At 36.1% G+C, this 25,765-nt stretch carries 18 protein-coding genes; 2 read left to right on the top strand and 16 right to left on the bottom strand.

What is annotated here, in order from left to right:
* Positions 1-42 precede the first annotated feature (42 nt).
* The 6 genes from BCR25_RS04170 to BCR25_RS04145 form a co-directional block, all read right to left on the bottom strand.
* Positions 43-3,339, bottom strand: coding sequence for a KxYKxGKxW signal peptide domain-containing protein (locus tag BCR25_RS04170; RefSeq protein ID WP_069662368.1), 3,297 nt, complete (start codon positions 3,337-3,339; stop codon positions 43-45).
* A gap of 304 nt (positions 3,340-3,643) precedes the next feature.
* Positions 3,644-4,735 (bottom strand): tyrosine-type recombinase/integrase, encoded by a 1,092-nt coding sequence (locus BCR25_RS04165; RefSeq protein WP_069662367.1) that lies wholly within the window; start codon positions 4,733-4,735, stop codon positions 3,644-3,646.
* A 736-nt stretch (positions 4,736-5,471) separates the two neighbouring features.
* On the bottom strand, positions 5,472-6,893 hold the full coding sequence (locus tag BCR25_RS04160; protein WP_069662366.1) for a family 1 glycosylhydrolase: 1,422 nt from the start codon (positions 6,891-6,893) through the stop codon (positions 5,472-5,474).
* 35 nt (positions 6,894-6,928) lie between these two features.
* Positions 6,929-8,782 (bottom strand): beta-glucoside-specific PTS transporter subunit IIABC, encoded by a 1,854-nt coding sequence (locus tag BCR25_RS04155; protein ID WP_069662365.1) that lies wholly within the window; start codon positions 8,780-8,782, stop codon positions 6,929-6,931.
* A 4-nt stretch (positions 8,783-8,786) separates the two neighbouring features.
* A complete protein-coding gene (locus tag BCR25_RS04150; RefSeq protein ID WP_069662364.1) occupies positions 8,787-9,635 on the bottom strand; it encodes a PRD domain-containing protein in 849 nt (282 codons plus the stop codon).
* A 201-nt stretch (positions 9,636-9,836) separates the two neighbouring features.
* Entirely contained in the window at positions 9,837-11,285 is a 1,449-nt protein-coding gene (locus tag BCR25_RS04145) for a glycoside hydrolase family 1 protein (protein WP_069662363.1), read from the bottom strand.
* Between the two features lie 165 nt (positions 11,286-11,450).
* Between BCR25_RS04145 and BCR25_RS04140 the strand changes: the two genes are divergently transcribed.
* Entirely contained in the window at positions 11,451-12,242 is a 792-nt protein-coding gene (locus BCR25_RS04140) for a MurR/RpiR family transcriptional regulator (RefSeq protein WP_069662362.1), read from the top strand.
* A gap of 170 nt (positions 12,243-12,412) precedes the next feature.
* Here BCR25_RS04140 and yeiL read toward each other — a convergent pair whose 3' ends face one another.
* Positions 12,413-13,081: a transcriptional regulator YeiL gene (gene yeiL, locus BCR25_RS04135; protein WP_069662361.1), complete on the bottom strand. Its 669-nt coding sequence runs from the start codon at positions 13,079-13,081 to the stop codon at positions 12,413-12,415.
* 93 nt (positions 13,082-13,174) lie between these two features.
* Between yeiL and BCR25_RS04130 the strand changes: the two genes are divergently transcribed.
* Positions 13,175-13,801, top strand: coding sequence for a YczE/YyaS/YitT family protein (locus BCR25_RS04130; RefSeq protein ID WP_069662360.1), 627 nt, complete (start codon positions 13,175-13,177; stop codon positions 13,799-13,801).
* Between the two features lie 87 nt (positions 13,802-13,888).
* Here BCR25_RS04130 and BCR25_RS04125 read toward each other — a convergent pair whose 3' ends face one another.
* The 9 genes from BCR25_RS04125 to BCR25_RS04085 form a co-directional block, all read right to left on the bottom strand.
* On the bottom strand, positions 13,889-14,677 hold the full coding sequence (locus BCR25_RS04125; protein ID WP_069662359.1) for an LssY C-terminal domain-containing protein: 789 nt from the start codon (positions 14,675-14,677) through the stop codon (positions 13,889-13,891).
* Positions 14,678-14,706: 29 nt separating this feature from the next.
* Complete coding sequence (locus BCR25_RS04120; RefSeq protein ID WP_069662358.1) at positions 14,707-14,922, bottom strand: hypothetical protein; 216 nt, start codon at positions 14,920-14,922, stop codon at positions 14,707-14,709.
* A 335-nt stretch (positions 14,923-15,257) separates the two neighbouring features.
* Positions 15,258-15,833, bottom strand: a complete 576-nt coding sequence (gene apf, locus BCR25_RS04115) for an aggregation-promoting factor (protein ID WP_069662357.1) — start codon at positions 15,831-15,833, stop codon at positions 15,258-15,260.
* A 389-nt stretch (positions 15,834-16,222) separates the two neighbouring features.
* Entirely contained in the window at positions 16,223-17,665 is a 1,443-nt protein-coding gene (locus BCR25_RS04110; RefSeq protein WP_069662356.1) for a hypothetical protein, read from the bottom strand.
* A 23-nt stretch (positions 17,666-17,688) separates the two neighbouring features.
* Positions 17,689-19,473 (bottom strand): glucosaminidase domain-containing protein, encoded by a 1,785-nt coding sequence (locus tag BCR25_RS04105; RefSeq protein WP_069662355.1) that lies wholly within the window; start codon positions 19,471-19,473, stop codon positions 17,689-17,691.
* A 17-nt stretch (positions 19,474-19,490) separates the two neighbouring features.
* Positions 19,491-20,651: a coiled-coil domain-containing protein gene (locus tag BCR25_RS04100; protein ID WP_069662354.1), complete on the bottom strand. Its 1,161-nt coding sequence runs from the start codon at positions 20,649-20,651 to the stop codon at positions 19,491-19,493.
* 744 nt (positions 20,652-21,395) lie between these two features.
* Positions 21,396-22,130, bottom strand: a complete 735-nt coding sequence (locus BCR25_RS04095; protein WP_069662353.1) for a hypothetical protein — start codon at positions 22,128-22,130, stop codon at positions 21,396-21,398.
* Between the two features lie 30 nt (positions 22,131-22,160).
* Positions 22,161-23,135: a DUF5067 domain-containing protein gene (locus tag BCR25_RS04090; RefSeq protein ID WP_069662352.1), complete on the bottom strand. Its 975-nt coding sequence runs from the start codon at positions 23,133-23,135 to the stop codon at positions 22,161-22,163.
* Positions 23,132-25,741: a YfhO family protein gene (locus BCR25_RS04085; protein WP_069662351.1), complete on the bottom strand. Its 2,610-nt coding sequence runs from the start codon at positions 25,739-25,741 to the stop codon at positions 23,132-23,134. The genes BCR25_RS04090 and BCR25_RS04085 overlap by 4 nt, the downstream gene beginning before the upstream one ends.
* Between the last annotated feature and the right edge of the window lie 24 nt (positions 25,742-25,765).

Below are 25,765 nucleotides of genomic sequence, written 5' to 3'. Positions count from 1 at the left end.
ATTAACTATTGTATTTAAGCATGGGCTTCTAAAGTAAAGCTTCTATTTTTTCTCTACTAAACGGATTTGAACAGCTTCCATTCTAAGAGATTTTCCAGTTGTACCCGCAATAGTTCCGTTTGAAACATATTTTTGCCAACCGATATCTTTCACGTGAGCACGGTACTCAACATTGTATTTCTCTGCTAATTCGCCTGTCAATTTAATTTGAATAGCTTCCATTTGTAGAGATTTCCCTGTCGTACCAGCTAAAGCACCATTTGAAACATATTTTTGCCAACCAATATTACGAACGTGAGCACGGTATTCAATACCACCCTCAAGTTTCTTCGCACCTTCAGGCATTTCTACATCAGCTAGGTCAATTTTCACTGCTTCAAGAGCTAATTTTCTACCTGTTGTACCAATAATTTCATTCATATCAACAGTTTTTTGCCAACCGATTTTGCTGACATGACCTTGAGCTTTGATTGTTGGTGCAACTTTTTGTGCATCCTCTAATTGTTTTTGCAATTTCGCTTTTGTCTCAGGATCGCGAATTTTTTCGATTGTTTTCGCTGCTGCTTCAAAGTCTTTTACTTTGATTTGTAGAGTTGCCATTTCGATTAAATCTTTGTCATGAGCAAGATTATCTGCTTTGACTAATGCTGCAACTTCTTTGTCTACAGCTTCTGTTGTTGTCAGCTTAGAGATTTTTTCTTTTGCCTTTGCTTTTTCTTCTACACTTAGGTTTTCTAGAGCATCGATTTGTTTATTGGCTTCTGCTTTAGCGGCAGCCAAAGCAATACTGTTATCTAGTTTTGCTTGGTATTCTTTACGTGTGCTATCAGTTCTTAAGTTGTTGATTGCTTTTTGTGCTTCTACATAAGACCCTGAAGCAAGTAATTTAGTGATATTGTTGATGATCTTTTGATCAAAAATTCTATTGTGTTCTGCTTTTGCTTCATTGTAGACTGCAACCATATCAGCTTTTTTATCAGCTTTGTCTACTTTAGCTTGGTACGCAATTTTTTGCTCAGGAGATAATTCATTTAATTGACCGATTGCTGCTTTGATTTCTGCTTTTGCTGAAGCTCCTTCAGCAGCTTCTACTGTACGATCCAAAATCAATTGATCAACTTTACCCTCTAGAGCATCAACTTCTGCTATTGATTGGCATTCAATTGTCTGAGCAATCAACGATAGCTTATCTGCTGCAGTTAGTTTATCTGAAGCATTGATTTTAGTTACTAAAACTTTTTTTCTGCTTTCCAAAGCTACTTCTGTTGCTTTTATATCCGCATCTTCATTTTTGGCTCTTGTTTCAATTGCTGCAACCGCCGGTATATCTTTAGCATTCGTTATTTCAGCTTTATAACCATTTTTCACTTCTTGAGTTAAATATTTCAAAGCATCGATAACAGCTTTAGCATCTTCTTTTGCTTTTTCTAACGTTTTAGCATCTTCTTTTGCATCTGCATTTTGTTGATCAAGATCTTTTGCTGCATTTAACACATTTGTTACAGCTGCTTTATCAGTTGCTTTTGTAATATCATTAAGAGCTGCATTTTTTTGTGTTGTAGTTAGGTTTTCTAATTTACCTACAGCTTCTTTAGCAATCGTTTTTGCTTCGTCTAATTCAACTTCTGCATTGATAACACCTGCTTGATAATTGTCATAGATCGCTTCGTTTAACACTTTAGTAATACCAGCTGAGTCTGTTGCTAAGTCAACGTTAGCTTTGGCAGTAGCTTTCGCTCCAACAGATAGATACTCTAACGCATCAATTTTATCTTTCGCTGCTTTTTGTTCAGCAAGTAATACCTTAGTTGCATCAGCTTCTTTTGCTGCCTTCACTAAATCAGCAATTACACTTTTTTCTGTTGCAGCTTCTACTGCATCAGTTTTTGCTTTTTTCTCAGCTTTTGTTAGGTTTCCAAGCGCATTAATTTCTTTGATTGCTTGGTCTTTTGCTGCTTTTAATTCAGCTGCATTTTTTTCTATTGCTTTGCGTTCGTCTGCTTGTGCAGAGGCAACAACCGCTGCAACAGCTTCTGGAGTTGTTGCTAAATCAACATTTGTTAAGTATTGTGCATTCAATATTGGATCCATTGTTGTTAAGTCACTAATCAAGTCTTTAGCTTTTGTACGAGCTGCAAATATATCTTTTCCTTTAATGTTTGTTACTTCAACGAAATCTTCCCATTCAGCTTGTACAGCGGCAACAGCATCGAGCGTTTTGGCTGCATCAACTTTGCTGTTGAAGGCACTTACGTCTGCTGCTGTAATCAACTCATTGTTTTTCTTGTCAGTTGAGATAACTGCTTTTAAGTCAGATTTTGCAGCATTTAGTTGTGCCTGTACATCGTTAGCAATTACATCTGCTACAGCTTTTTCTACTTCAGCAGTTAATGCATTCAAAGCGGCTAATGCAGCATCATCATTAGTAGCTGCTGCTGTATCGATTTTTGCATTAAGCTCTGTTTCTTTAGATGCGTTTAATCCTGTTATTTTTGCAGTTTCTGCCTTCAAAACGGCAACCTTATCAGTTATTGCTGCTGCTAATCTTGTTTGGTTTTCTGATTTCGCTCCAGCTACGACTGCATCAATTGCAGCTTTATCATCTGCTTTATCAATTGCTGTGTGAAGCCCTTGTTTTTCAATTCCTTGGAGTTGGCTCAAGCCATTAATCACAGCTTTTTGCTCTAGTCTGTAATTCGGAAGATCCGCAAGAGCGTTGTTCAATGCAACGGCATCTTTTACTAAAGTGTCCGCAGCTTCTTTATTTTTGGCTAACTGTTGGTCAAATGCACCCTTGAATGTAGCATAATCATTTGAATTCGTGATATCGTTAAACGTCGTTTTTAATACCTCTAGATTCAATGCAGTTGTGATAGTTGTTTTAATTTGTGTCTTTTGATCTGCTGATAAAGAAGCCAATGCATCAATTTGACCAGAGTAAGACGCTTCTACTGCTTTTGTTGCTTCTGCGACATCTTCCTTGTAAGCTTCTAGTAATTGTGCTTCTACTTCTGCCTTATCGTCTGCTCCTTTAATCGCTGTAATATAAGTTGTTTTTGCTTCGGGTGTTAAAGAAACTAAGGCATTGATATTCATTTCTGCTTGCTCAATCAGTTTTTGCAGCTCATCATCAACAGCTCTAACTTGTGTAGTTGCCGCTTCTGTTTGTTCTACATCTGATACAGCTAAAGCCGCGACAGGACTAGCCGCATTAAGTAACATAGCAAATACGACAGGTGCTACTACCCATTGTTTTTTTCTCTTGTACATCTTGTAAATCTTCTTTGTGTTGCTTTCAGGACTTAAATCGTCTTTTCTGAAATTTTTGTTGTTCTTCATGAACCAATACCTCCAAAATAATATTTTTGTTAAATACCAAAATCAATTAGTATCCACTCAAAGTAAAATAATGGACACGACCAAAAAAATCCATATAATAAAGTACAGAACATAATAGATCAAGGCGCGTCCAGTTGGCTTTTCATTTCTTCTTTTTTGTAGGAACAAGAAAGCTTTTTTTGGTGTCTAATTCTCGTGCTTTATTCGATGTATGACGGCTTAGCTGACGGCTATAGGGTGGAAATAGCTATAAAAAAAATGCTGAAAACACATTTTTTCAAACATGTTCTCAACATTTTTTATTTTAAATTGCTGCGACTTTTTCCATTGCTTTACGTTCATCTTGCATAAATGAATTTGTGTAAACATCCAGCGTCATCTTTGTAGAGGTGTGACCGAGTATTGAACTGATCGTAGCAATGTTCACGCCTAGCTCTAAACAGCGCGTCGCAAAAGTATGGCGTAATGCATGAAAGGGCAGTTGTGAAATTTGAAGTTCTTCCTGCAATTTTTTGAAACGATAGTTAATAGTTCTTGGTTCAGTACATGAATCTTTAATTCCGACAACGTACGGACTATAGGATGTCTTTTTTTCTTCTATTAAATAGCTTTTTAGTTGATTGGATAATGGTAAAATTCTTTCTGATTGAAAGGTCTTTGGAGTTCCCTCAACCAAAGCAGTCTTACCTATCCCAACTTGCAAGCGTTGCAATGTTCGCTGTATATGGATTGTTTTTTCTGAAAAATTAATATCAGTCCATTTCAATGCACTGATTTCCCCAATGCGCATTCCTGTCTCTAAAGCAATCAGAATAGGTAGATATTTTTTCTCTTTTAAAGCAGCTTCCTTAATCATCTTTTGTTGTTGCCTAGAGAATGCTTTTATTCTTTGTTTTTCTAATTTGGGTAATTCAATCATTAGACTAGGATTTTTCACTATCAATCCCTGTTTAAGTGCTTGAGAAAGAGCGTTTTTCAAGACACGATGTACAGCATGTACAGAACTTGAAGAAAGTTGTGCATTTAAATGTACGAGCCATTGATCAATTTCTGCCGGTAATAATTTTTGCAAAGGAATAGCTCCTAAATGCGGTAAAATATGCAGCTGAACTTTACTTTTATAACTATTATACGTACTTAATTTGACTTTGGGTTTAACAATCGTTTCTAGCCAGAGTTTCAGCCAGTCACCCAATGTACCATCATATGTGATTTGAAAAATATCTTCTTTTAATGTTTCAGCTTTTAAAAGCATTAATTTTTTTTTGACTTCTAAGTATTTTCTAGAATAGATATATCCATAACGAATTTTTCCATCTATCTTTCGTTCCTTTACATATCTACCTTCCCAACGACCGTCTTTTCTTTTATATATATTTTCCCCTCTTTTAGCCATTCTAAAACTCCTCTCTCATTTTTCCATTTGTGACGGCGTATTTGACGGCTTTGAAAAAATATAAAAGATTGTTGATTTAACAGTATTTTCCAAGCATCATATATCCGTTCCCAATATTACAGGGGAGAATTTTACATTCATAAATGTTAAAAAATAAAAGTTTTTCCCACTATGATTTCTTATCTATTAGCTACGGAATAACATTATGAATGTTTTTTTAATAACATAAAAGACCAAGACTATTTTCATAAAACCAATTACAGCAATACCTATTGACATTATCTATAAAAAAATAGTACAATACTAGGTGTTGGATGAATAAGACTGTTTATAAAACCAACATTTTTTATTCATCAAAATTTAATTTTTCATTTCTTGTTCCTACAAAGAACAAGAAATTTTTTTATTAAAAATAACCTCTTTTATCTTCCGTATTTTTCTCTCTTATGTTTTTTGCAGACAAACAAATTTCTCCCCTCATAACAAAATAAACGCCATCTTTCCATACTTCACCAACAACTTTTTTTACTGTTTTAAATCTATATACTTTATTAATCTCCTCCTACCTAATAAATACGCACTACAAATCCGTTTCTATTTTTTATTATTGTCCTTTTCTAATCGTACAGTATTTCGAACTAAACTTCCATTTCATTCTTAAAATAAAAGAAATAAAAGACATAAATAAAATGAAAAAACACCTTCGCTTTCTAGCAAAAGTGCTCTTTTCATAAATTTAATTATTAAATTTATCTGAAATTACGTTTTGGTACCATCTAAAAGATTCTTTCTTCGAGCGAGCTAAACTGCCAGTCTGATCATCATTTTTATCCACATAGATAAAACCATATCGTTTCTTCATTTCTCCAGTTGTAGCACTAACTAGGTCGATAGGTCCCCACATCAAGTAACCAAAGCAGTCTACATAGTCCTCGACAATGGCTTTTTCCATTTGCTCTATGTGCTTTTTGACATATTCGATTCGATAATCATCTTGGATCGTTCCATCTTCTTCAACTTGATCTATAGCACCTAACCCGTTTTCCGTAATAATGATTGGCAGTCCATAACGACGATAAATATAATTCAATAGGTATCTCAACCCAGTCGGATCAATCGACCAGCCCCACTTACTTTTTTCTAAATAAGGATTTTGAGTGCCACCAAACAAGGTTTCTTCATTTTCCTCATCCCCTTCATAATGCGCAACGCTGGAAGAATAATAGTTTAGCCCAATGAAATCCAACTTTCCTTGTGCAAAGGCTAATGCATCTTCATCTGAAACAGTCAATTCGATTCCTTGCGCTTGGTACTCTTTTAATTTATATTCTGGAAATCTCCCCATACACATTGCATCAATTTGATAGCATTCACGATCCGTCTCTTTAAACGAATTCATCACGTTTTGCGGATCACAGTTCAATGGATACGCAGGTGTTAAACCAAATACACAGCCAACCTGATTTTCTGGATCAATCATTCGAGCGATTTTAACTGCTTTGACACTTGCTAAAGTCATGTTATAGCTAATAGTCGCTAGTGTTTGCTGTTTATTTTCCATTTCAGTATATTTCAATCCAGCAATGATATACGTAAAAATATCAGATGCTTCTGTTTGTGGATCGATATGATTCATCTCATTAAATGTTACCCAATAGCGAACCTTGCCTTTTAACGCTTCAAACATCGTTTGACAATAATTTAGATAAAAATCGACTACTTTAGGATTCACCCATGAGCCATATTCTCTCACTAAATGAACCGGCATTTCAAAGTGATATAACGTCACAATCGGTTCAATATCATGCTTGAGCAATTCATCAATAACTTTTTGATAAAACTCAATCCCTAATTGATTTGGTGTCTGTTCATCCCCCTTAGGAAAAATTCTCGACCAATCAATAGAAATTCGGAGCGCTTTGAAGCCCATTTCAGCAAATAAAGCAATATCTTCTGGGTATCTATGGTAAAAATCAATTCCTTCATGGGACGGGTAATATTTCTCTGGATCGATCGTTTGGCAAATTTCTCTGGGAATTTCATAGGTTCCCTGTGTTACTAGATCCATGATTCCAATGCCTTTCCCCTCTTGATCCCATGCTCCTTCACATTGATGAGCCGCAATGCTGCCGCCCCATAAAAATTCATTTTTTTTCATTCAAAAAACTCCTTATCTCATTTTGCAATAGAACTCTACAGAATCACAGTCAAACATTCATCCTCGCTAAAAATATCTTCCTGAGCTGCTGGAATCACATCCAAATAATCCATTGTATTGGTGATAACAACAATAACGGTTGGATCGTACCCTGCTTTTTTTATACCGTCAAAATCAACGGTAGATAATAATTGCCCTTTAGTCACTTTGTCACCTTGCTTCACAATTGTATCAAAATATTGTCCATCAAGCTCGACCGTATCGATTCCCATGTGAATTAAAACTTCTACCCCTTGCTCCGTTTTGAGACCAATCGCATGTTTAGTCGGAAAAACAGCTGATACTTCACCAGAAATTGGTGCCACCACTTGATCACTGGTCGGAATAATTCCGATTCCTTTACCCAAAGCACCCGTAGAAAAGGCTTGATCCTTGATTTGCGCTAAAGGAACTATTTTTCCTTCAACTACACTTCCCAACGGTACTTTTCTTAAATCGACTGCTTGATTTTTCGCTTCAGCTTCTAATTCATTTTTTGTGATTGCTTGTTCTTCCTGAGGAATTCCTAATACAAATGCTGCAATCGCAGCGCCAACAAAGCCGATCACTACACTTATGATCATAAAAACTAAATTTGATATATCTTGATTATCCGCATAAGATGGTAATCCCATCAGTCCCCAAACGATTGAATAGGTTTTTACGTTCATCAATCCAGCAAATAGTCCACCTAAACCGCCACCGATCATTACAGCAATAAACGGTCTTCTAAATTTGATAAAAGCACCATAAATTGCCGGTTCGGTCACACCCATCAAGGCGCTAAAGCTGACTGTTCCAAATAATTGTTTTTGCTTCGCATCTTTCGCTCTTAAAAAGTATCCTAGCATTGCTCCTGAAACGGCAATATCAGAAATCGTAGCGGCTGCTAGAAAAATTGGATCGTATCCCATTTTATTCACAAAGTTCAACGCGAGCGGCATCATAAAGTTCCCAGCACCTAACATGATCAAAAATGGCTGTAGCGCTGCGTAAAGCATCACAACGATCCAACTGCCAAACGTGTTATGAAGCACTTCAAAGAACCAGCCAATCCCATCACCGATCCATATACCGATCGGTCCAAATACCAATAACGTCACAGGTAAACAAATCACCATGATCAACAACGGATTTAAAAAATATTGTAAAAATTTAGGCACATACTTATTTAGAAAAACTGTCAACTGTCCCATAAACCAAACGGCTAAAATAATCGGAATAAATGAGTTGGCATACATCATTTGCGGCAGTTTAATCCCAAAAATACTTAACCCAGCTACATCATTGATCGAACTTGACACAAGAACTGCTGCTAATGCGACCGCTAAATAAGGACTTGCTTTCAACCGTTTTGCACAAGACATAGCAATAAATATCGGTAAAAAGAAAAAGACTGCTGAGCGAATGGAATCCAATAACTGATAGGTTGGACTATCTGCCGAAATCAATCCAGTAATCGAAAATAACGATAGAAAACCAGCTAACAATCCCGATGCAATGATCGGCTCAATAACAGGGGTCATTGTTTCAGATAACAGATCCATTACTGCTTTCAGTGGATTTTTCTTTGCTTTTTCTTGATTTTCTTCAGTGACAGAAGTTAAGCCTAACATACTAATCAGTTCTCCATGTACTTCATTGACATGTGTACCGATAATGACTTGATAGGCCACGTTATTTGAAACAACATCGATCACACCATCTAAATCTTTCAATTCTTCTGTCTGAGCTTTCGAACGATCTTTTAACGTAAAACGTAAACGGGTCATACAATGTACAACCGCTTGAACATTGTCTTTGCCGCCAACTAATCTGATAATTTTTTCATTAAATGTTTGATATTTCATCTTCTTATGTCCTCTCTTTTTGACTCCGATGTGTCACTCGATGGATATGAAGCATAAGATAGGTTTCCTCATCGATCGTCAGATCACAGGCATATTTTTGTTGAACATAGACTCTGATTTTTTGCACACATTCAAAAGAATCTGTGTAGAGCGATTTGATTTGCTGATTTAAAATCATATCACTTTCTTCATGGCTGCTTTTTGTCAGCACACGCTGAATGAAATACTGCAAATGAGTCATCAGTCTCATATAATTCATAGAGCCTTCATCTAGTTTGATCTGAAAATGATACTGAATGATTGATAGAATATCTCTTACACTTTCCATCGAACGAATCGTTTCGTCCAAATTATTCTTATCCTCCTGCAAATTGACGAAATGAAGAGCGATCGATACGGCTTCATCTTCTGGAAAGGTCACTTGAAATTGCTCATTGATCAAATCAAGTGCATACATACCAATCTCAAAATGCTGTGGATAAAATTTCTTTACTTCCCAAGTTAATGGGCTGCGAATAAATTGTCCTTTAGCTGCACGCTTCAATGCAAATTCAATGTGATCTAGTAAGGTCAAACTTAGATAGTCATTTGACTGTTCATTTAATTTTTCTTCTCCATACGCAATAATTTGATTCACTAGCGTGATATGACTAGCATCTGAATGAGACAATAGATAGCTAAAATGCTCCAGCATATCATTAGAATCTAAAACATAAGTCTTTTCGATTTCATTTTCGTGGATGACTTGACCGACTTTTTTTCTAAATGCCAGACCTTTTGCATACACGATGACCTCATTATTTCCTCTACTTACGATTGCGACATTATTGTTTAAAATTTGACTTACTTTCACTTTTCTACTCCTTTCCAGAAAAAAAACTCAAATTACCCGGGAAAGGACATTCCTAGGTAATTTGAGTTCTGCCTGCATTATTCAGTAACATACTCTATAAAATGACTGCCTCGTCATTATCAGTTTTTTTTCTTGCCTCTAGTATAAAACATCTTGAATGAAATTACAACGCTTTCATGAAAGATATCTAAGGTCGCTTTGCTATGCTAGATCAGCACCATTTGTTTCGATCACTTTTTTATACCAGTAAAATGAATCTTTTCGTGAACGAGCAAGTGAGCCCTTGCCTTCATCATCTAAATCAACATAGATAAAGCCGTAACGCTTAGACATTTCACTTGTACTAGCACTGACCAAATCGATACAGCCCCATGGTGTATAGCCGATCAGGTCGACACCTTCATCGATTGCTTGTTCCATTTGCTCAATATGACTTCTTAAATAGTCAATTCGATAGCTGTCATGAACACTGCCATCAGCTTCAACAACATCTTTAGCACCTAAGCCATTTTCTACGATAAATAATGGTACTTGGTAACGATCGTAAAGCTTATGCAAGGTTACACGCAACCCAACCGGATCGATTTGCCAACCCCAGTCACTTGCTTTTAAATAAGGATTTTTCTTAGAACCAAGCAAGTTTCCGCCAGTGACATCACCATCTTTATCATGAGAAGCAATACTGCTCATGTAATAACTGAAAGACATAAAGTCAACGGTTCCTTCACGCAGAATTTGATCATCGCCTGCTTCTTTTTGGATCGTGATGTTATGATCACGGAAGAATTTATTCATATAGCTTGGGTAATAACCACGAATTTGAACATCTGAATAGAAAAGATTATTATGGTCACTATCAATACTTTCCATAACATCCAGTGGATTACATGTTTCAGGATAAGCTTCCATTCTTGCCAGCATACAGCCGATTTGGGCATTTGGAATAATTTCATGGCAAGCTTTGACTGCTAAGGCACTTGCGATAAATTGGTGATGTGCAGCTTGATATTGTGCCTGTAACAAGTTTTGATGCCCATCAGCTAAAATTCCCCCGCTTAAATAACCAGTCATTCCGATGATATTAATTTCATTGAAAGTCAACCAATACTTCACTTTGTCTTTATAACGATTGAATAATACTTTGGCATAGCGCTCAAAGGCTGTGATTGTTTCCCGACTTTCCCAGCCATTTTGTTTAAATGCCAATCCTAATGGAAATTCATAATGAGAAATCGTCACTAAAGGTTCGATACCATACTTCAAACACTCATCGAATACAGCATCATAGAATGCTAAACCAGCTTCATTTGGTTCTACTTCATCACCATTTGGAAAAATACGCGGCCAAGAAATCGATAAACGAAACGTCTTGAAGCCCATTTCTGCAAATAACGCGATATCTTCTTTATATCTATGGTAAAAATCAATACCGTGACGTTTAGGGTAAATTCCTTCTTTGTCATTCATCGCAAACTCAACATCAGCCTTAGTTGTTGGTTTCAGCAATTCGGTCATACTAATGCCATTTTCTTTCACATAACGGGCAGTATCTGCTGTCGACCAGCCTTTACTATCTTCTAAAAATGCCCCTTCAAATTGATTGGCCGCAGTTGCGCCGCCCCATAAAAAATTTTGTGGAAATCCGCTCATTTCTTTCCATCCTCTCGGTCATTGATTTAGTGTATAATAGTACTAACAAATTTATCTTAGCACGAGATTGAGCAAAATCATTTTTTTGTTGCGCCTGCTATTTTCATGATTGAGCTGTATTTTCATGACTACGAAAATGACTTGTAGAAAAGGAGTTTTTTGTTGATGCTTGACCTACTTGATTTCCTGCATTTTTTAAATACAAATAAACGTGATGCTACCTACTCACGAATCATTCTCTACCTTTTAACCCATTCAAATGATATGAAACATCTAACGATCACAGAAGTTGCCGAACGCTGTTTTGTTTCACCTGCAACGCTAACACGCTTTTGCCGCCATTTTGGTATTGCCAATTTTGCCTCATTACGTGATTCACTCGTCTCTTTTGGCTCGATGAAAAAACACAATGGACTACGAATGAAAGAACAAGAACTGACCGATTTAGCAAATGATCCTAAAAATTATCTTGTCTCTTATGGAAATGAAATAACAACAGCGGTCAAGGATGTTTTACAAACCATTGATATCGAGCAAGTCGATCAAATTTTAGCTGATATCCACCAAGCAGAAGAGGTTGTCTTGATCGGCTACAGCTCGACCTTGGAGTTAGCAAAAGAATTACAAACCTCTTTTTTACTCAGCCAAAAGCTGGTCTTTGTGGGTGAAACAGAAGAAACACAGCAGTCATTTGTAAATGAGCTTAGTGAGCAGTCTGTCGTGATCGTGATTTCTTCTTATGGCTCTTTACTGAATAAAAGCAGTGATCTCATCAGAAAAATCAGTGACAGCAAAGCCAAATCGATCTTACTGACACAGCATACGCAAAATACCTTAACTTACTTATTTGATCTGTCCGTCAATGTGACCACGACAAATTATGTCCGTATCGGGAATTATCCACTAATGTTTTTCTTGGACTATTTTGTTCGACGCTATGCTAGTCTGTATCAATGAACGACAGTTTTACTTTTCTATCAAAAGAATAAAAAACGATAAGTCACCTCGCGTACGAATCTTTTCTTGATAAAAAACAACGCTTATAGATATGCAGCAAATCACTCTACTTTCAGAAAAAAATAAAGAACAGAAGAGACATATACGTCCACTGTTCTTTTTATTTTCTATTAAATTAGGCTTGCAGCCAATGCTCTCACTTTTTTTAAATTCAGTAAATAGCCTTTGTCTTGTTTTTCCACTACTCCTGATTCCTGAAATTCTTTTAAGGTGTACATCAGATGCCGATAGCTGACACCTAAAAATTCAGCAGTTTCTGTATGCTTTTCATGATAAACCCCTGCAACTTCCGTTTGCAGCATATATGCTGCCAAGCGATGCTTCAACTCGTAATTTTGATTATTCGAAAAATGATCGACCCGCAGCAACACTTTTTTCCCTAAATACTTGGCAATGATTCTTAAAAAGCGATTATCGTTTAACAGCGCTTGCTTTGCTTTATGATACGGTAAGGCCAAACAAATACAGCGATCGATCGTCTGAACATCTTTTACCTGTTCCTCCACCTCTAATAACGACAATTCTCCAATAAAATCTCCTGCTGCTAAAAATTGAAGCAACGAACGTTTGCCATTTTCATGGATCTTATAAATTTTTGCTCTGCCGTCGATTAAGAAAAAAAGATGATCGACAGATTTATCAAACCGTACGATGTACTCATTCTTTTCATAAACAAAAAGATGCGCATATTTTAAACTGTCTTCTGGAAGTTCTTCAAAAATGGTTATTGCTTTTTTATCTGTCAATTCGTTCAATTGATTAAGTGGATAGATTTTCATATGTCCTCCTAAAATGTGAGATATCTCCTATTATTATGAATGATTTTCCTTTAAATTACTATTGTAAAGATTATTTATCACAGGAGGACAATCATGAAAAAAGTATTATCATCTCTATTCTTTTATGCACTTAGCGGTGTGGGAATCAGTTTAACGTTGAAAGCAGATATTGGTGTCAGTAGTTTTAATTCCTTGAATGTCGCAGTTTCTGCAATCAGTCATATCAAAGTTGGAACAGTTACTTTTTTATTTAATAGCCTATTTTTACTTGCTTATATTTTATTATCGAAGAAAAAGCAACCTTTGAAGTATTTAGTGATGTTTCTTTCGATTCTTTGCTTGGGAAATATTATTAATTTTTTCTCTTATACAGTTTTTGGCGGTCTTCAGCTCGACAATTATTTCCTCAAATTACTATTCTTTATTCTTGGAACCTGTTTAGCTGGTTTTGCTACAGGAATCGTCATTTCGTTAAATGTAATTCCCTTTCCAATCGAAAGTGTCTGTATTCGCTTAAGCGAAAAGACCGGTCAATCCTTTGCTAAATTTAGATATGGGATCGATATTTTTTCTGTAGCCGTTTCTCTAACGATTTCCTTGATGTATCATCTGCCAATTTTCGTTAGAGAAGGAACACTGATTAGTCTCTTCCTACTATCAGGCGTCATTTCGTTTACTAAAAAGGCTTATGAAACTAGCTTACTGAAACAGCAAGCATAAAAAGTATAATTAAAGTGTTTGGGACATAACTCCATGAGCTACACCCCAGACACTTAGAATTTGAATAAACACAGGAATACTCTACTTTTATTTCAGTTTGATAAAAGGCAGTGCACCATCTGTAAAAATTTCATCACCACCACCATTTCGGCCATGGTAGCTTGTGGTAAAATGTTCAACTATGTCAACAGATACCTGTTGATTCTCCTCTTCAAAGGAAGCCAAAACAAAATCACGTTCTTTATCAATATCTGAATTGATTTTATGTGTGACCTGTCCAGTGAAGATAGAAAATCCAACTTTTTTATCATAGGTTGCTGCGCCAAGCCAATCAGCTTCTTTTCCACCTGGTAAGTACCAGTCTTTTGGTGTTTGCCAAAAGCGAACATGATGTCTTCTACGAGGATTATTTTCAATTTGTTTTTCAAAGGCTAAATCTTGTCGTTTGTCGAATAAAAATAAGGAACTCACTGGTGCATTAGGATAAGATTTTCCTAGTAAACTAGCGACTATCATTTTTATACTCGAGTTCAACGACAATTTTTCGGCTTTCGTCCAGCCACTATTTACAAATAGCCTCTCCAAGTCTGCTTCAGTACCGATAAAGGCAAGATTGATCGGATCGCCTAATAACCCATCGCTTGTTCTAGAGCGACCAATAAAATAATTAGGCAAATAGCGTCCTGTCATCAACTTATTGATAAAGGGCAAAATCAAATACGAACTAAATAACCACAGAAGTATATAGGCAACAATATGGATTTTTTTAGTTAGGATTTCTGAAAACAATGCTTGATAGACCAACGTACCAATAATGACAATAAAAATAAAGCGAAATACCCTAAATACCGTATTAAAAATCGTTTGCTTTTTCATTGGAACCTTCCTTCTGTCAAAAAACTACCTTATTGATTCTCTTCACCTTCCGGATCGTAGGGAACGTATTCACTATAATTATCTAGTTCACCTTCAAATACATCGTTAACGAAGTTACTGTACGATCCCATGCCCATTGTACCTAAATCCGAATTTGTTTCTGTCATATTATTCATGATTTTTTCCTTGTATTCTTCTGCCGTAATTACTGCACCTGTTTTAACATTCTTATAAAATTTTGGCATATTCATTCATTCCTTTCTTAGTGATTCTTAAAAAGATTCATTCAATGTGATCTTCTTTATTTAAATTATACTCACTTCTCCAAAAAAGTCGCCTAATGTCTTCTTAATTCAATAAAAAAAAGCTGACAGATAACTCTTTAAGTTATCTGCCAGCTCTCTAAAATTTGAATAAACGCTGATAAAAAAGCAGCTTTTTTCAGAAATAAGGCGAAATCTCGGTGAAATAGAGCGTGGAACGATCTAATGTAGACCATACCTACTAAACTGCATTTCGTTTTTATCCAACTGCTTATTCTTACTCTCTACGTTTTTGTTGTATTTAATTCTTTATCGGTTTAATACCAACCATTAGCCAGCCAGAAAGCTTGGGCTGCTTCCCATGAACCATAACGTCCAGCTACATAGCTGTCCGCTACTCGTTCTTGATTGGCTTCAGAGTAGTCACCATTTAGGTATGAAGCATCTAATTGATAGCGTCCAATATATCTGCCGTTTGTTGCAGCATATGAACCGCTAGATTCTTTTTGAGCAATCCATTCTTTTGCAGAAGATGTCGTTGCAGGTGTTGTTTCTGCAGTTGCTGTTTCAGCTGCTGGTGTTGCTTGTACGGCTTCTTCTTGTACTGGTGCTGTCTGAGTTTGTTTAGGTGTTGCATCTTTAGCCGCTTCTTCAGCAGTACGGATAGTTAATTCTTCCCCTACGAAAATCATATTTTTATTAGAAATGTTATTATCTTTAACAATATAATCGATTAAACTATTGTCTCCACTAAATTGTTGAGAAATTGTAGATAGAGTATCTCCTGATTTTACTTTATATAAGCTTTCAGCGTGCGCGTCAGTCGTTCCCATAAAAATGCCAAATCCTGCAGTCAAAGTTGTTGCTAATAAAATCGTTTTAAGTGATTTCATGTTGTTTCTCCTTTGTAAAAAAATATTTTTGTCGTTTGTTTATCGACTTTGCATACTTTAACATCTAAAAATATTTCATAGGTGAAGATACAGTAACAATTCGTTACGAGTATTGGCGTTGCGTAACAGTTTGTAAAAACAGCAAGGAGAAACACTTGTTCGTTCTAGGTTTTTTACTAAAGCTAGAAATGAAAAAAATCATGTTTTTTTCTGAAATTTTTACTTTAATCTTTTAAAAATAAAGTGAAATATTACAAAAATCCGGAATTATTACAAATTTTTCTCTTAGAAATCGAGTAAAATTCACTGTTTTTAGGTGCGATGATTGCTTTAAAGTAGAAAAAAGAGCCAAGCTATAACTCAAAGAGTTGTAGCTTGGCTCCCTAATTTTATTGTATAGCTTGCTCTTTTTGCTCGATTACGGACTCCAATAAGCGATTTTCTGTTTGAATAATATCAAAAAAGGCACTGATTTTTTCTAACTGTTCATAATCGATTTGATATAACTTCACTCTTGGTTTAAAAAATAAAAACCCTGGACGTACTTTTACTCGTTCATTGATCAAGTGACATTGTTCCATCATTGATTGTAAATCCATTTCTGACACACTATTTTTAATTTTTTCGATTCTAGCGCGTTCATAAATCCATTGATCTTTTGTGACCGTCATCTTTTCAGTGATCGTTACCAATTGACGATTCAATCGCCATGATTGCTCGATAAACTTCGCCTTTTTATAAAGATCATCATATTGAATCAAATCAATCCGAACTGGTTTATACCAGTCCTCTTCATCTATTGTCGTTTTCTGGTGTTTCTTAAATCGTTTTAAACCACTAACAAGTAGGCTGTTTTCTATGGCGAGCAGCTCGTACTCCAATTTTTCTTTTGCTACCCGCACGCGTTCCTTTGACGCCTTTTCTCGTTTCAAGCTTTCTTTCAGATACAACACTTCATTCTCATCCGAACGAACTGGCGCTAAATCTTCAAATTGCTCGATTCGTGAACGATCAAGAAGCTTGTTTTCTTTAGGTTTCGCTACAGAAGCACTAGAAAAAGCCTCAACTTCTTCAGGTTCATCTGCTGATGTACTTGATAACGTCTCATAATCTTCGAACTCATCTATCGATGTATCTGTATACGGCTCATTCTCTTCAAACTCATCTAGTAGTATATCTGAAAATGTTTCTTCCTCTTCAAGCTCATCTACCAACGAACTAAAGAAGTTTTCGTTGCCTTCAGATTCATCTGAAACCTCTTCCTCTTTAAATGAAAATACTTCCTCTTCTTGTGGTTCTTCTACAGTGACAGCTACTGGAAAAGTTAGCGGCTCTTTATACGTTTCTTCCCCTTCTTCTTGAAAAATTGAAAGAAATTTTGCTTCTAAGATACTGCTTACTGATTGTTGTTTTGTATAGTCCATCTGCTCTAAACTAGCAGAAACGCTGAACGCTACAGGGTCTTCCTCGTGTGTTTCTAACGATACAGAAATAAATTCGCAATAATATGTACTAAAAGAGCCATCGACTTCTTCTACTATTTTTGTCCAAATAAATTGTGGAAACAGTTCTTCTAACTCTTCCAGTAAAACATCCCAATTCAATTCTGCTTGAAAAAATTGAATTTCAACATGTTTCTTTAATGGGAGAGAAAGCACTTTTCGAGAAATTTCGCTATTTTCTCGAAAAGTAAATAATTCTCCGGTACGTTCTTCATAAAATGTCTCACAGGCATCAACTATTTCATCCGTACTATCTTTTTGATAGAGAACGGTCCCAGTTGTGAATGGGATTGCCTGTTGATGAAAAAACACATCAAAATAATCATTCATCGAGCCATTCTCCTTTCTTAATTTTACGATTGAAGCTCATAGATAGGGGTTAAAATAAGTTGCTGACCTTCCGTTAAGAAGTATTGATCTAAGTCGTTCCATTCTTTCAACGACCAGACAGAAACACCAGTTTTTTTAGAAATACTTGCTAAGGTATCTCCTTTTTTCACTTCGTAGGTTTCTTTTGTCTTCTTACGAGTTGCACTTACTTGATAATCTTTAGAATTATTTTTCGTCACTGTATCGCTTGTTTCTTTTGTAGAAGAAGAGTTAGTTTCTTTTGTTGTTTCTTTAGTTGTTGCTTTTTTAGTCGCCTTTTTGTCTGATGATTGTGTTGTCTCTTTATCAGCAAAAGCAGTAGATAGTTTTTGAACCATTTCTAATGAGCGGTCTACCGCATCTTCTTTGGCTACGACTGTTGTTTTTTCTTCTTGTTTTGGAATACTCAATTTTTGACCAATAAACAACATTCGGCGATCCAGTTGATTTTTATCAAGAATTGCCAAGGTAGAAATATTGTACAGCTCACTGATTGACTTCAATGATTCGCCTTTTTCGACAATATGCGTAACGTATTCAATCGTTTGATCCGTTTTATCATTTTGTCTTTCCAATTTATCAAAAGAAGTATTTAACGTGATTTTCTTTGCCTTTTTGGTCGTTTTACTATCTTTTAACGTATCATACTGAGTCAGATCGTAGGCATCAATCAAACCGTTCAACTTGGCATTATAGCTTGTATCTGTTGCGTAGCGGCCTGTTAAGAATTTCGTTGCATCTTTGTATGATTTCGTGTTTGTCTTCCATGTACCGCTGTAATAAGAGTTGCTAAAGTCAGTACCACCTCTAATCAGCTTCACATAGTCTTCCAGTGATTCTTTATATGATGGATACTTTCTGAAATCAGAGCGAATGGTAAACATACTTCCAGAACCGTCATCTTCACTTGTCAGGAAGTTTGCACTTTGTCCCTTATAGCTGCCTTTGATTCCGAATAAATTATAGTTTGGCGCTGAAGCTAGTGCACTGTTTCCAGAAGCACTTTCCAAAATTGCCTGTGCGATCATTACAGATGCATAGACATTGTTCTCACCTGCAATTTGACGTGCATCTTCTCCGATTACTTTAACAAAACTTTTTGTTGTTAGATTAGGACTGATATGAAATACCTGATCAGAACCAGCCGGACTTGCACCTGTTGTTGAACCGCTAGTTGTCACATTCGTTGTTGTGCTCGGTTGTTGCGGCCCTTGAACTGGTTGGGGCTGCGGTTGAGCAGGCGCCGGAACACTTGGCTGCGGCTTTGGCTTACTAGGCTGCGGTGTTGGCTTTGGTTTCGGCTTTGGTTTAGACGGAGTTGTTGATGAACTCGTCGTGCTGGTTGTAGTACTTGTACTGGTTGTACTTGTACTTGTTGTAGTGCTTGTAGTCGAACTGTCAGTTGTCGACGTATCAGATGTGCTCGTTGAATCTGTTGTGTCTTGGGTCGAGCTTGAGCTTGTCTCATCTGTTGATGTAGATGAGTCTGTTGTACTTTCTTCTACAGATTCGTCCGTTGACTCACTGCTGCTTTCTTGCGTAGAAGAACTTGTTGCTATTCCTTCTACTGTACTTTCTGTTGTTTCATATTCTCTAGTTGAGGATAATATTGCTACATCTTCTTGTTCTTCCGATCCTACTGTAACATGATCTTCTGCTTCTTTAGCAACAATTGGTTGAGCATCTTTAACAGAAAGGACAGCAGTTGAAGTCAGTAATCCTACACTCAATACACGTAATTTCTTACTGTTTAGATTTCTTTTTTTCATGTTGTGTCCTCTCTTTCTTATTGGTATGGATCTTCTTTTACTAAATTGATGATTTCGTTGAAGGCTTGTTCAGATTCTTCCTTCACATCTTTGATACGTTTATAGTAATTTTGGTATTCTTGCTCTGCGCGTTCTAAACGTTTTAAGACATTTGCTTTGCGTTTCGTGTCTTCATTGATTCTTTGCGCACGTTGATTAGCTTGATTGATAATCTCTTTTGCTTGTTTTTTCGCTTCCAGTAGGACTTCGCCAATATCTTCTTTCGATAATTGTTGATCGATTTCCATTGTTTTCTTAGCTAGCTGACGTTTTGTCTCTTCTAGTTCTTGACGAACCTCAGCAAGTTCTTCAAATGTTGCTGAATCAGTTGGCGCGTCATTTGCCATAATCACGATTTGTTCTTCAGAAAGCTTGTCGATCTCTTCTTGTTTTGCCAATAGCTCTTGTTCATATTGTCTTATTTTATTGGCAAAGCGCTCAGCTTTTTTGCGGTTTAGATCGTTCTCATCGATTTGACGATTGCTCTCACGTAAAAGCGTATTATATTTGCTTTTGACCTGTTCAAGTTCTGCCATGCGTGCATCATAGTCTTTTGGCACAGCTTGAACCATAGATAATTCATTCTCCAGTGCTTCGCTCGTTTGATGAGCAGCATCGACTTCGTTTTGTAATTGAGTCATCTCTCTTTTGCTCTTGCGCAATTCTGCTTTCAATTCACGGATTTCATTTTGAAGCTGTTGGTTCTCTTCTTGAAGCTCTTCAAGTTCTTCATCATCGATCACTTCATTGATCGGTGGTCTTTTTTTCATTTGCTTTGGTTTTCTAGGCGTTGGTGCTGGCGGTGTCTTTTTCTTCTTCAGTGAGAACAACGAACGAGATTCTTCTTCATCGTCATCTTCGTCATCATCATAGTCGTCATCGTCATCATAATCTTCATCATCGTCGTAGTCTTCATCATCGTCATCATAATCGTCGTCATCGTCGTAGTCTTCATCATCGTCATCATAATCGTCGTCATCGTCGTAATCTTCATCATCGTCATCATAATCGTCGTCATCGTACTCTTCATCATCGTCGTCATAATCTTCATCATCATAATATTCGTCGTCATCATAATCTTCATCATCGTAATCTTCGTATTTTTTTCTTTTTTTACCTTTACCAAAAATTTTCAGCATGTGCTCAATTCCTCCTAAAAATGGGACTCTCTTTTGATTTTTTCTATTTTCTTAAGTCAAACATCTAAGTAAATCATGTGGGTTGTTTATATATGTAACTTATACGATAGTGTAGTAGTTTTCTATTTTTATATAAATAACCAAAGCCACTTTCGATTTCAATCATATGTGCACGCTCTACTCACTTCAAAAAAATTCACCAAAAAACTGAAAACGTACCTACCTTCCTCTATTTTATCAGATAAAGCTCAAACAAACAAACTGATTTGTACGTTAATTCCCTTTTTTATAATACTACATTTTAGAGATAAATATTTTCAAAAAAATCACAATTAACGTCCAAAAATAAATTTGTTTTTTTATCATTATAATATTTTGTAAAATGTATTTTCATGTTAAAAATCTATCCTGTTATTCTAAACGACTCGTTTCGCTTTTTTCTGTTCCTTTTTTTGTCTACAATTTCCTCTATTTCGTAAAAAGACTATAAATACGTTGATTTATACGCAGATACATTCTCAATTATAAAGAAAAAAAAGAAGGGGACGGCTTCTCACTTACTAAGAAACCAACCCTTTTATACTCTACTTTTCTTTCTCCTCCCAGATTCCATCCGTTAGAAAAAGAAAAAAAGATCCATTTATTTGTTATTAATTTAAAGATTTATAGAAAATGAACGAACTAATATCTACTATACAAGAAATTTGCCCTTTCAATTTTTCACAAAATATTCACATTTAGACGTCACTTTTCCGTATAATCTTTCACAAAAATTCGAATAACACTTAATGTTCCGTTATCTCCAAAATCCATTCCAAGATTTCTAGCAACTTCCTTCTCTTTTTCAGCCTGCTTTAAAGAATTTTCCAGTCTCACCTTTTTCCCTTTACGTTCCTCAGCTGGTTTATTTATTTGTTCCTTAAACGTAGTCATTTTTTTATCGAGATCACTGACGTTTGTTAAGGCTGCCAGCTTTTCAAATGTTTCTGTTGGGTCATTGAGGTACACTTTTCCTTGTTCTGGATAATTAAATAGCATGATATCTTGTGCGCTTAACCAAGCTAGCTTCTTTTCCCGATCAAACTCATACGTCATTTCAATTGTCGCATAAGAATAATATTTCCCATCTTGTTTATCTTTATAGGAATAGGTCCCATTCATAATTAATGTGTTTCCCGTAGCTACTATGGAATAAATCGGTTCTTCCCTAGTATTTTCTTGTGTCTGTAGTGCTGTTTCTAAAATGGGTAGTGCTGACTCATATAGCTTCGGCAGCTTTACCTTAAACTTCTCTGTCATCAATTCTTGGGCAGCTGTTTCGGTTAGATCAAGATAATTGAATTTGCCAAACCCTTTTTCTTGAGATTTTTGCCATATAACTGCTTGATCTTCTGCGTTGATTGTTGGTTTTGCTTCATTTTTACAGCCTATAATTAATACTAGGCAAATCGAAAGCAGCATTGCTAATTTTTTATTCATTCGTTTCTAGCCCTCCTATTATAGATTCAGCTATCTTAGTAAATCCAGATCTAGAACAACTGGATCTTGTTTAGGAAATTTATCTGCTGCAAAGGTCAAAAGCACTTCTCCTGTTGTCTCATCTAAACGATACACCAGCACTGCTTCTACAGATTCATTTTTCTCTAGTTTATTTTTTTGATGTTCTTCTAATAAAGCTAGCGCAGAGTTTTTTTCACTTTCTGGTAAAACCGTCTGATTCAGTTTTTGTCCTTTTTGTGTAACGTCAACTACATGGCTTAATTGATCAGCCGTTGCTTTTTCTTCTGCAAGATTGGTCATTTCATAACGAATTACGAGCAAAGGTTGATCCTGCTGGTCGATCAGCTTTCTAAATCCTTTGATTTCAAAAGAATACGTTTCATTTTTCACCATCACGCTATCACTGTCAGCTACGTTATTCTCAGTTGCTTGTTCTGGCTGGTAATCTGCTTGTGCGTTTGTTTCAAGCAATGAACGAGCCGACTGATCAATGATTTTTGATCGTGACTCGTACTGATTGTCGTCAGCAGAATAGTAGACCAATTGAACCAAACTTGTCTTGGTTTCAATATAGTAAATATGAGCCCAAACATCTTTTTCTTTAAATGTCGTAAAAACAGTGAATTTATAAGCCGGATACGTATTCAATTCAAACTCTTTCATATAGACATCTTCAACATTTTTATAATTATATGTTGAAGCCAATTGTTCACGAGTCTTTGAACCAAAATCCTTTAGATCCATCGTTTCTTTTCTAGTTGTGCTGACAAACATTATCGAGTTGCTTTTTTGATCCGCCGCTGCGAAAACGACTTCTCGACCATATAACTCTTTATCGTTCTTTTCTAGTTCCCATGATGAAGGCAATTGAATCGAGTAAGAAACGCCTTGATCTGAAAAAGTTTGTTTGTCATTTGCTAGTTTTGCTGAACAACCAGCCAAAGCAATAAGCACTATAAGTAGAAACATTATTTTCTTTTTCATTGTTTCTCTCTCCTGTTCATTTCCTTATTTTCCTTTTTTAGCCATACTAGATAACCCAAAAATATTATTATGCATAGAATAAATAAAGCAGCTCCAGCTTTAAAGCCTTGCGGCAAAAATACAAATTCTATCGTATGTGTACCTTTTTCAACTGGCAAGGTCAAGAAGGCTTCTTTAAAGGTCGGAATCTCAGTCTTTTTACCGTCAATGTATGCACTCCAGCCTTTATCATAAGGAATCGTCGTCCAAATTACTTGTGCTTTATCCAGTGTTACTTCAGTTTTTGCTTTGCGTCCACTAATAGCGAAATCTACACCCTTTTTCTGTACAGATTCTAAAGCTGTTTCAAAGCGTGGAATATTGAGCAATGCTGTATCCGGCTGATAAATAGAGACCTTGGCATTTGATGAATCAAATGTCGCCTTTACTTCGATTGTTTTCGCTTTTTCAAAGTAGCCAAGATCATAATATTGACCTGACTCAAGAACATTGCTTCGTCTAGAAACCCCTGCAACCTCGAGAATGACATCTGTTTTTCTCATCATACGTTCATCTGCTCCGACTAAGCTTAAATATGCTTGGGTCTGTGCAGGTATTTCGATCGTCCAAGTAATCGAAGAAAGCTGTGTCACATTCTCTTTAGCATATACCAGACTTTCTCCACTCGATTCCAGCACAAGATTATCTAGTTTTTTCTCTTTTACATTTCCAAAACTAAATAGATCTTCTTCAATACCTGAAAGGTGGCTGATAAGTTCTGTCTGGTTATTAACTGCTTCTTTTTCATAGATTTTTTTATCAGTAAGAACACCTAATGGAAGTGTGTTTTCATTTTCATATAAATGGTATTCCCCTTGACTTGCAATCTGTTTGAAGCCATATTTTGTCGGTGCATTTTGCTTTGTCAAATTGTATTTGATTCCTAAAAGCGAATCCATGATCAGTGTGTTGTTTCCATAGTTGATATTCAAATTACTTCCTGTAGAACGATAACCCAAATTATTTAAATACGCAGAGGAATGTCGATTTCGGATGGAAGAAAACATTGTTACGCCACTATATCCATAATTAAAACTATCATTACGGGAAACCGGATCTAGATTTTCCATACGATAAAATCCATCATTCTCAGCTTTAGTCTTTTCTACTAATTCATTTATTTCATCATAGTGCTGATCATAAACCGTTCGACCAGCATAACCCCAATCTTCCTTGATACTCTCAATCATTACTTTAGTATTAAATGCTGCTTCCGAAACCATAATTACTGCAAGCAATATGGGAATCCCGACTCTCAATTTTTCTTTTTGATAAGCCAGTAATAATACAAGATACACGACCAACAACACAATATTGATAATAAATGATTGAGGCGTGATATAGTCATAGCGTTGTCTATTCGCGAAAAAGTAGGCAGTTAAAAACAAGGCTAACAAAAATAAAACAACGTTTGTAATTTTCTCGGCATCCGATTTTTCAACTCTTTCTAAGCTATATCCTGCAATCAGAATCACTAAAAACGAAAAGAGAAAGCTAAAACGATATAAAAACATGTTTGGAGCATGCAGACCATGCCAAAATAAATTCAAGTTCGCTATGTAAACACTAGCGATCAGCACAAGAAACAAGCTTCCATATAAAAGCTTATCCCGCAACGCAACTTTTCGATCAATAAAGTAAAATAAACAAAAAATCAACGGCACTAATCCAATATAAATAAAAGGGGCACTGCCAAATTTACTTGTATCATAAACACCAGCCATTGATTTAGTTACTAAATCCCACGCACCTGTGTCCGGCTGCCAAAAACGGCTAAAATCACTTAAACTTTCCCCATTATTTTTCAAATCAAGTACGGTTGGTAAAATCGTGATCATTGAAGCTCCACCTGCTAGAAAAGCAGTAAGCAAATAAGGCCCCACACTTTTTTTGTATCGTGAATAATCTGTACCTAAGCGGACGCAATAATACATAAAGCTAAATACGCCAATCATAAATGCCATATAAAAATTAGACAAAAACAAAAGTAGATAGCTGATGAATAGCAAGGCTGGTTTTCTTTTTTCCATGATTCGTTGAATCCCTAAAATGATCAACGGCAAATAAACAAACGCATCCAACCACATAATAACTTCTGAATAAGCCGTTGTGTAGGCCATTAACGCATACGCTGTACTTAAAGAAACATGAAGCCATTTGGGTAACTTAAATGTCTGTGTGGAGAATACCCAAAAAGAGGCACCCATTGCACCAAACTTGATCAACGTAATAAAATATAGTGCTTCCGGCATTGCCTTATTGTCAAAAAGGAAAACCAACGGTGTGAAAATCCCATTCAAATAGTAAGCCGAAAAAGCCCAGTAATTTAAGCCTAAAGAGGCGTACCAGGTATAAAATATACTTTGTTTTCCATGTAAAACATTATTGAAACTCGCGTGAAAATTTGAATACTGGCTAAAGCTGTCACTTGCCATGATTGTTCGGTCACTTCCAGGATAGATTCCTATAAGATAGTAAGCAAGCGCCATAATCCCTATTGGTAATAAGATGCTTAATAAAAGAAAGACACCCTTTGTTTGAATCCATTTTTTCATTGTATTAATCATACGTACCTCGCCTTCAGCGTTTTA

The sequence above is a fragment of the Enterococcus termitis genome, from assembly GCF_001730305.1.
GTDB lineage: Bacteria > Bacillota > Bacilli > Lactobacillales > Enterococcaceae > Enterococcus_L > Enterococcus_L termitis.
The sequence above is the reverse complement of the archived record's forward strand: the minus strand, read 5'-3'. Positions and strand labels throughout refer to the sequence as shown.

Bases quoted from the DNA above. Each gene is read 5' to 3' on its own strand.
- BCR25_RS04170 (WP_069662368.1), bottom strand. From the start codon at position 3,339: ATGAAGAACAACAAAAATTTCAGAAAAGACGATTTAAGTCCTGAAAGC.
- BCR25_RS04165 (WP_069662367.1), bottom strand. From the start codon at position 4,735: ATGGCTAAAAGAGGGGAAAATATATATAAAAGAAAAGACGGTCGTTGG.
- BCR25_RS04160 (WP_069662366.1), bottom strand. From the start codon at position 6,893: ATGAAAAAAAATGAATTTTTATGGGGCGGCAGCATTGCGGCTCATCAA.
- BCR25_RS04155 (WP_069662365.1), bottom strand. From the start codon at position 8,782: ATGAAATATCAAACATTTAATGAAAAAATTATCAGATTAGTTGGCGGC.
- BCR25_RS04145 (WP_069662363.1), bottom strand. From the start codon at position 11,285: ATGAGCGGATTTCCACAAAATTTTTTATGGGGCGGCGCAACTGCGGCC.
- BCR25_RS04140 (WP_069662362.1), top strand. From the start codon at position 11,451: ATGCTTGACCTACTTGATTTCCTGCATTTTTTAAATACAAATAAACGT.
- yeiL (WP_069662361.1), bottom strand. From the start codon at position 13,081: ATGAAAATCTATCCACTTAATCAATTGAACGAATTGACAGATAAAAAA.
- BCR25_RS04130 (WP_069662360.1), top strand. From the start codon at position 13,175: ATGAAAAAAGTATTATCATCTCTATTCTTTTATGCACTTAGCGGTGTG.
- BCR25_RS04125 (WP_069662359.1), bottom strand. From the start codon at position 14,677: ATGAAAAAGCAAACGATTTTTAATACGGTATTTAGGGTATTTCGCTTT.
- BCR25_RS04120 (WP_069662358.1), bottom strand. From the start codon at position 14,922: ATGCCAAAATTTTATAAGAATGTTAAAACAGGTGCAGTAATTACGGCA.
- apf (WP_069662357.1), bottom strand. From the start codon at position 15,833: ATGAAATCACTTAAAACGATTTTATTAGCAACAACTTTGACTGCAGGA.
- BCR25_RS04110 (WP_069662356.1), bottom strand. From the start codon at position 17,665: ATGAATGATTATTTTGATGTGTTTTTTCATCAACAGGCAATCCCATTC.
- BCR25_RS04105 (WP_069662355.1), bottom strand. From the start codon at position 19,473: ATGAAAAAAAGAAATCTAAACAGTAAGAAATTACGTGTATTGAGTGTA.
- BCR25_RS04100 (WP_069662354.1), bottom strand. From the start codon at position 20,651: ATGCTGAAAATTTTTGGTAAAGGTAAAAAAAGAAAAAAATACGAAGAT.
- BCR25_RS04095 (WP_069662353.1), bottom strand. From the start codon at position 22,130: ATGAATAAAAAATTAGCAATGCTGCTTTCGATTTGCCTAGTATTAATT.
- BCR25_RS04090 (WP_069662352.1), bottom strand. From the start codon at position 23,135: ATGAAAAAGAAAATAATGTTTCTACTTATAGTGCTTATTGCTTTGGCT.
- BCR25_RS04085 (WP_069662351.1), bottom strand. From the start codon at position 25,741: ATGATTAATACAATGAAAAAATGGATTCAAACAAAGGGTGTCTTTCTT.